The 5,498-nt window shown below is 35.7% G+C and carries 6 protein-coding genes; 3 read left to right on the top strand and 3 right to left on the bottom strand.

Features of this window, described 5'->3' with window-relative positions:
* Positions 1-20: 20 nt before the first annotated feature.
* The 3 genes from AC6F8J_RS09115 (at position 21) to AC6F8J_RS09125 (ending at position 2,768) form a co-directional block, all read left to right on the top strand.
* Positions 21-518 (top strand): prepilin-type N-terminal cleavage/methylation domain-containing protein, encoded by a 498-nt coding sequence (locus AC6F8J_RS09115; protein ID WP_500722735.1) that lies wholly within the window; start codon positions 21-23, stop codon positions 516-518.
* 271 nt (positions 519-789) lie between these two features.
* Positions 790-1,497, top strand: a complete 708-nt coding sequence (locus AC6F8J_RS09120) for a LytTR family transcriptional regulator DNA-binding domain-containing protein (protein WP_500722737.1) — start codon at positions 790-792, stop codon at positions 1,495-1,497.
* Positions 1,494-2,768 (top strand): ATP-binding protein, encoded by a 1,275-nt coding sequence (locus tag AC6F8J_RS09125; protein ID WP_500722739.1) that lies wholly within the window; start codon positions 1,494-1,496, stop codon positions 2,766-2,768. The genes AC6F8J_RS09120 and AC6F8J_RS09125 overlap by 4 nt, the downstream gene beginning before the upstream one ends.
* On the opposite strand, the gene AC6F8J_RS09130 is transcribed toward AC6F8J_RS09125, so the two are convergent.
* The 3 genes from AC6F8J_RS09130 to AC6F8J_RS09140 all read right to left on the bottom strand — a co-directional run bounded on the left by AC6F8J_RS09130 (position 2,763) and on the right by AC6F8J_RS09140 (position 5,339).
* The gene (locus AC6F8J_RS09130; RefSeq protein ID WP_500722741.1) at positions 2,763-2,906 is read right to left on the bottom strand and encodes an AgrD family cyclic lactone autoinducer peptide; all 144 of its coding nucleotides are present in this window, start codon (positions 2,904-2,906) and stop codon (positions 2,763-2,765) included. The genes AC6F8J_RS09125 and AC6F8J_RS09130 overlap by 6 nt on opposite strands.
* Positions 2,872-3,465: an accessory gene regulator B family protein gene (locus AC6F8J_RS09135; protein ID WP_500722743.1), complete on the bottom strand. Its 594-nt coding sequence runs from the start codon at positions 3,463-3,465 to the stop codon at positions 2,872-2,874. The genes AC6F8J_RS09130 and AC6F8J_RS09135 overlap by 35 nt, the downstream gene beginning before the upstream one ends.
* Positions 3,466-3,854: 389 nt before the next feature.
* Complete coding sequence (locus AC6F8J_RS09140) at positions 3,855-5,339, bottom strand: transposase (protein WP_500722745.1); 1,485 nt, start codon at positions 5,337-5,339, stop codon at positions 3,855-3,857.
* Positions 5,340-5,498: the final 159 nt, after the last annotated feature.

The following is a 5,498-nucleotide window of genomic DNA, read 5'->3' on the forward strand; positions in this document are numbered from 1 at the left end:
GATATTAAGAAGGTGAAAGCATGATCAAAAAAGAAGACGGTTTTACCCTAACAGAGATTATAGTTACCATTGGGATTATGAGTATTGTCATCACTATGATTTTCAGTTTTTTGGAGTTTAATCTTGGAACACTCAGTTATGGCTCTGATCAGATTGCACAAAGTTCGAATCTAAGATTAACCGCTCTAAAAACAACGGAAGAAATCAGAAATGTATTTGAAGTGGAGTTGCGGGATAGTCTGGTAGGCGCGACCTATGATAAGGTTATCATCCTTGAAAACAATGCCCTTGTTATAAAAGAAGGTTCAACAACACACCATCTATCCGCAGGTGGTATAAATAGTGTTCATTTTCTCATGGAAAATATTAATGACCGTTATGTATTGAAAATCAAACTTCAGAGTGCAGATCAAGCCTTTGAGACCCAGGTACTTCTTAATAATGTAAAAAATGCGGTTGTGGACGGCAAAGATTACACAGCCTTATCTTTTTCAACAACACCACCTACTATACCATAAGAATCGCTTATATCGGTTTTGTGATACATCTTCTCCTTAATTAATGAATTGTTATTCAAGACAAAGGGACTTTAATTATAATTAAAGTCCCTTTGTCTTGAATAAAGCATAAAAAACAAGAAAGATTTGTGGATAATGAGTGCCTTTGATAAAAAAATGTGGTAATATTATAGGAAATAAGACCTATATATTAAATGCCTATAGGCAACAAAGTGAAAAATGATTATGATAAAATAATAATAAAAGCTTTTTTAAGTTTGAGGTTATGACCATGGGTAATATATTGATACTAGAGGATGAAGTCATCCTTAGAAAAAATCTAAAAGCAATCATTATGGAACTGGATCCGGAAGCGAAAATCTATGAGTCAGGGTCTGTGGTTAGGGGCTTTGAGCTCTTAAATGAAGTAGATATGGACATCTTACTTCTGGATATACAACTTGAAGATGGAAACGGTCTGGATTTTGCCAAAGAGGTACGAAAGATAGACACTTACAAGTTAACCCATATTGTTTTTATTACAGCGGTTCCGACCCATGCCATCATGGCATTTAGCGAGACTCATTGTTATTCCTATATTGTTAAGCCTTTTGACAAAGAACAGTTGAAAGAGGCCTTATATACACTCATTCATTATGGTTATAAGGCAAAGGTCCATAAAGAAGGCAAATTAGAATTGCACCTAAAGAATTGTATATACAAGGTAGATATGGCGGAGATTATATATATTGAGGCCAACAACCAAAAACTCTATGTTCATACGAGACAAGATACCATTGCTGTTCCCAATGTATCCCTCAAAAAAATAAAAGCGTCTTTAAATGATACTTTTGTTCAGGTTCATAAGGCTTTTATTATTAATAAAGAGGCCATTAAGGCCATCCATAAAACCGAAAAAACCATCCAGTTACATAATACAGATATATACATTCCCATTGGAAGGGTCTACTATAAAGAACTCATAGGAGAAACAATATGACATTTGCACAAAGCATTTTATTTTCAGTACTTGACTTGATTGAATACTTTATTGTGGTAATGGCACTGCTTAAGACCAGCAAAGCAAAACCGATATATTTCAAGGTTGGTATGATTTTGCTAACTGGTATAACATCCGGCTTGCTATCAAATTATATCGGTAACGAACGGGCTTTTCTTATCAATGTAATTGTGGTCATCTTATTTATTAATCTTCTATTTGAGGTCAAACCTATACTGAGTATTTATGTGTATGTCATGGCAACCATTGTCTTATTATTGATTCAGTTGACGTCTCTGGTCATCGGTCAACTCTTGATTATGGATATGGCTTATTCTTTTAAGTCTGGCTTGGTTGGACACAGTTTGACCGTTTTGCTCCTTATTCCGATATATAAATTCCTGCCGATTCATGTCTTGATGAATGAACGGCTGATTAAGAACAGAACCTTTAGCATGATTGCCATTAATATATTTATGTTGAGTGTTGGGTCTCTAATTTTTTGGTATACTAACAGCGATGTTTTTTTGATTAATGCCATCAGTTTTGCTGCCATATTCCTTTTGATTATGGTGGTCAATCTATTATTGTTTACTAGAAGTATGAAAAGCTATAATGAGCAAAAAGAATTGGAAACCTATGAAAAATATATGTTGGTCATAGAGGAGTTAATGGGTGAGATTAGAGCTAGACAACACGAATATGACAACCATATTCAGTGTATTCAGATGATGTTGAACTCAGAAGAAGATACCCAAAAGAAAATAGAAGAGATGTCGGCCTATGTAGAGGATGTGGACATGGGGAAAGACTTGGGGAATTTGGCGAAGCTTGATAATAAGCTTTTAGCCGGCTTTATCTATAGTAAGAAAAAAGTTATAGAGAGTCAGAATATTGAAATGGATATAGATATTAACAATTATCTTATGCAGACCCAATTAAAGCCTTTTATGGTGATTGAGATCATAGGAACCCTTCTGGACAACGCTATGGAAGCCACAGCAAGTGGTGACAGGATAAAACTGGGCTTATACAAAGAAGAAGGCATGAACGTCATTGAGGTCATCAATGCGCATCCATACCTAAATAGTGACGTGATTAATAAAATGTTTGACAAAGGCTTCTCCACAAAATCCGGTGACCGTCAATACAGAGGTTATGGACTCTATAACTTAACAAAGATTGTCAAAAAACATGGTGGACATCATTCTGTAGAAAACATAAATATCAATCAAGTCAATCATGTGTGCATTCGTGTACATGTTCTATAATGCTTTAAGTACATCGGGACATTCAGGCTCTCCCCATACCAAGATGCATGCTGTCGTCGTAACGATGAGCGGTGCAATGGCGATGAGTAGTGAGCATAAAAGACTACTGAAGGTTGTAAGTTGTCTTTTTTTCGACATGGTAATTGACCCCCTTTCCAATGATAAGTTGTGTGATATGTATAATCAAACCCCAAAGGGTTACCTCAAAAAAAACATGTTTGCCGATCATCATATAAGCACCGAGATAAACGATGATAAAAATCAGGCTGGCCATTTTAAAGCGTCTGATTTTTTGTATGGGGTACTTAGGTCGTTTGGGTGAGATGACTGGTGCAAAGAGTAATGTTATAACAAATGCAATAAAGCAGGTCATATAGATGAGCAAATCGGTGGTTGGCAATAGGTGGCTTAAAATCAAGGTACCTATAAAATAGATCAGAGTAAAAGCGACACAACCTGTAAAGGATTCAAAATGAAGGCCACCACTGAAACTACGTAAGCCGATGACACAAAGCAAAATATAAAAGAATTCAAGAGCTTTACCCATCAGTAAAAAAGCAACAAAAACCATGAACAGCTTTATAAAAGTATTGATAATCACCTCTAATGAATAGCGTATCATAGCTTTTTCATCCAGACTTAGATCTTTCTGAGATGAAATCTTACTATAAATAAAATCAATAATAAGTGTGTGCATAGGCATGAACCTCTTTTAATAGTGTCTATTTTTTTAGTTTAGCATATATACAATCAAAAAAAAGCCATTAAAAACAAACGGTATGCATAAACAAACAAACAGTTTAATCTAATAAAAGATGCTGTTTGTTTGTCTATGCATACCGTTTGCCGGTTATGGGTTGTATAAGTCCTAGATTATGGTATTTTGATATTGGTAGCAAAGGATTTTATTGATTTACTAAAACATAGTACTTAAAGAAGGAGTACTCTCGGAAAGTCATGAATAAAACATGCGTATTTATGCAATAAATCTGATATCAGTATTTTATAATGAAATTGGTAATATTGGATACACAAATAAGACCACCTTAAAGCTGGTTTTAAAAAATACTATGGGTGATTCAGATATTAAGCAACCTCTAGTTTAGCTTTTTTAATTCGTGCGTCAAGATGAATATTGATGCCAATCATCATTGTAAAGAATGCATAGCGTTTTTTACCGTGAATCCGCATTGCATGTAATCCATAATCATTCAGGATGCGGTTATTAACACGTTCAGAACAGGTTCTGGTTTTATAGATGTCTTTCCATTCTTTTGTACCTCTTGGTACTAAAGGATAAAGACGAATATCCCAGTCCGGTTTTGTATAAATTACCCGTCCATATGGGGAAGTAGAACATTGTTCTTTGTGGGTGCAGGTATCTACTTCTCCACATACTAACGGGCAACGCCACTTGTGGCGAGAACGGTTAATGCAATAGCTGTTATATACCATTTCATGATCTAATAGGCATAGTGGTACCCCTTGTTCATTTATAGATAATGCAGGGGGAAGGGTTGCAGGTCTTCCGCGATTACTATTTAGATCAATGAAAGGTATATAATTCAAAGACTGACACAGTTCATATGTAGGATAATTATCGTTAGCAGAATCCAAGCAAATATTGGTAATGTTGAGAAAGGGAGAAACTTCTTTTAGTTCAGCTAAGGCGACAACGCCAGTAACACTATCATGACGTTTGGCAGAAACAAAACGAATAAGCAAAGGAAGATCTGTTTTAGACAAAGGATCATATGTAGAGTAAGCATAAAGTGTATGGCCATAAAACCAAGTGCCAAGATCACTATCCCACCCATATGCGGCATCTACATCGGAGTAATGTCTGTCGCATTTACAGTTATAGACACCATTTTCTTTGCAGTTACAAACTTTGCTACCAAGAGAAGAAGAATGGGAATGGACGCAAGTGCCATCACCAGCGATAGTGAGGTTATTAGTGGGAATTAAACCAAGGTCCATAGAAGGCACAATAGCAATGAGATTAAAAAGCTCTTGCAAAAGTCGTTCATATCGTAGAGAAAAAGAGCGACCAGCCATAAAGAAGTCAACAGTTTTACGAACAATTTGAGGATGTTTATTGGGAAGCTTTTTGTTCTTGCCGGGCCCTTTTTTCTTGGGCTTAGAATCCTTAGGAAACTTATAAAGCTGCTTGCGTTCATCTTTATCAAGTTGAGGATCTCGGAGCCATAGACGATTCATAAAATCGTAGTAGGAACCAAGAGCAGGTAGAGTATCAGGGGAGCACCCAATGAGAAGCGCTAATAAGTCATCCGACTGAAGTAATTTAACCCAATTGGTAAGGCTAGTAACATGCTGATCAAGCATAAGAATAATAGAACGAAAAATTTCTGGTTGATTTTCAGCAGGTCTTCCAAGTAAAGAATAATAAGGGGCAAGAAAATCAGCCAAAGGATCAAGATCTAAAGAAGTCAGTTTTTCAATAGAATCAGAATAAAAAGAAAGTTTTTTAAGCTGTGAAGCATTTAAAGAAGAAACAGCTTCAGAAATAAAGTGTTGGTAATTGACATGAGTAGTCCAGTTTTTTAGCATAAGTAAAGCACCTCCAAAAATGTATTTTTTACAAGGGCTTCGCCGCAAATTTTTATACATTTGTCAAGTGTTTTATGCAAAAAAGTTGGAGGAAATTTCAAAAAGTAAACAATAAAAAAGAGCGTAAACTCGGGGACTAGAGACTTTCCGAGAGTGCTC

The organism is Petrocella sp. (genome assembly GCF_059865615.1).

Bases quoted from the DNA above. Each gene is read 5' to 3' on its own strand.
- AC6F8J_RS09115 (WP_500722735.1), top strand. From the start codon at position 21: ATGATCAAAAAAGAAGACGGTTTTACCCTAACAGAGATTATAGTTACC.
- AC6F8J_RS09120 (WP_500722737.1), top strand. From the start codon at position 790: ATGGGTAATATATTGATACTAGAGGATGAAGTCATCCTTAGAAAAAAT.
- AC6F8J_RS09125 (WP_500722739.1), top strand. From the start codon at position 1,494: ATGACATTTGCACAAAGCATTTTATTTTCAGTACTTGACTTGATTGAA.
- AC6F8J_RS09130 (WP_500722741.1), bottom strand. From the start codon at position 2,906: ATGTCGAAAAAAAGACAACTTACAACCTTCAGTAGTCTTTTATGCTCA.
- AC6F8J_RS09135 (WP_500722743.1), bottom strand. From the start codon at position 3,465: ATGCACACACTTATTATTGATTTTATTTATAGTAAGATTTCATCTCAG.
- AC6F8J_RS09140 (WP_500722745.1), bottom strand. From the start codon at position 5,339: ATGCTAAAAAACTGGACTACTCATGTCAATTACCAACACTTTATTTCT.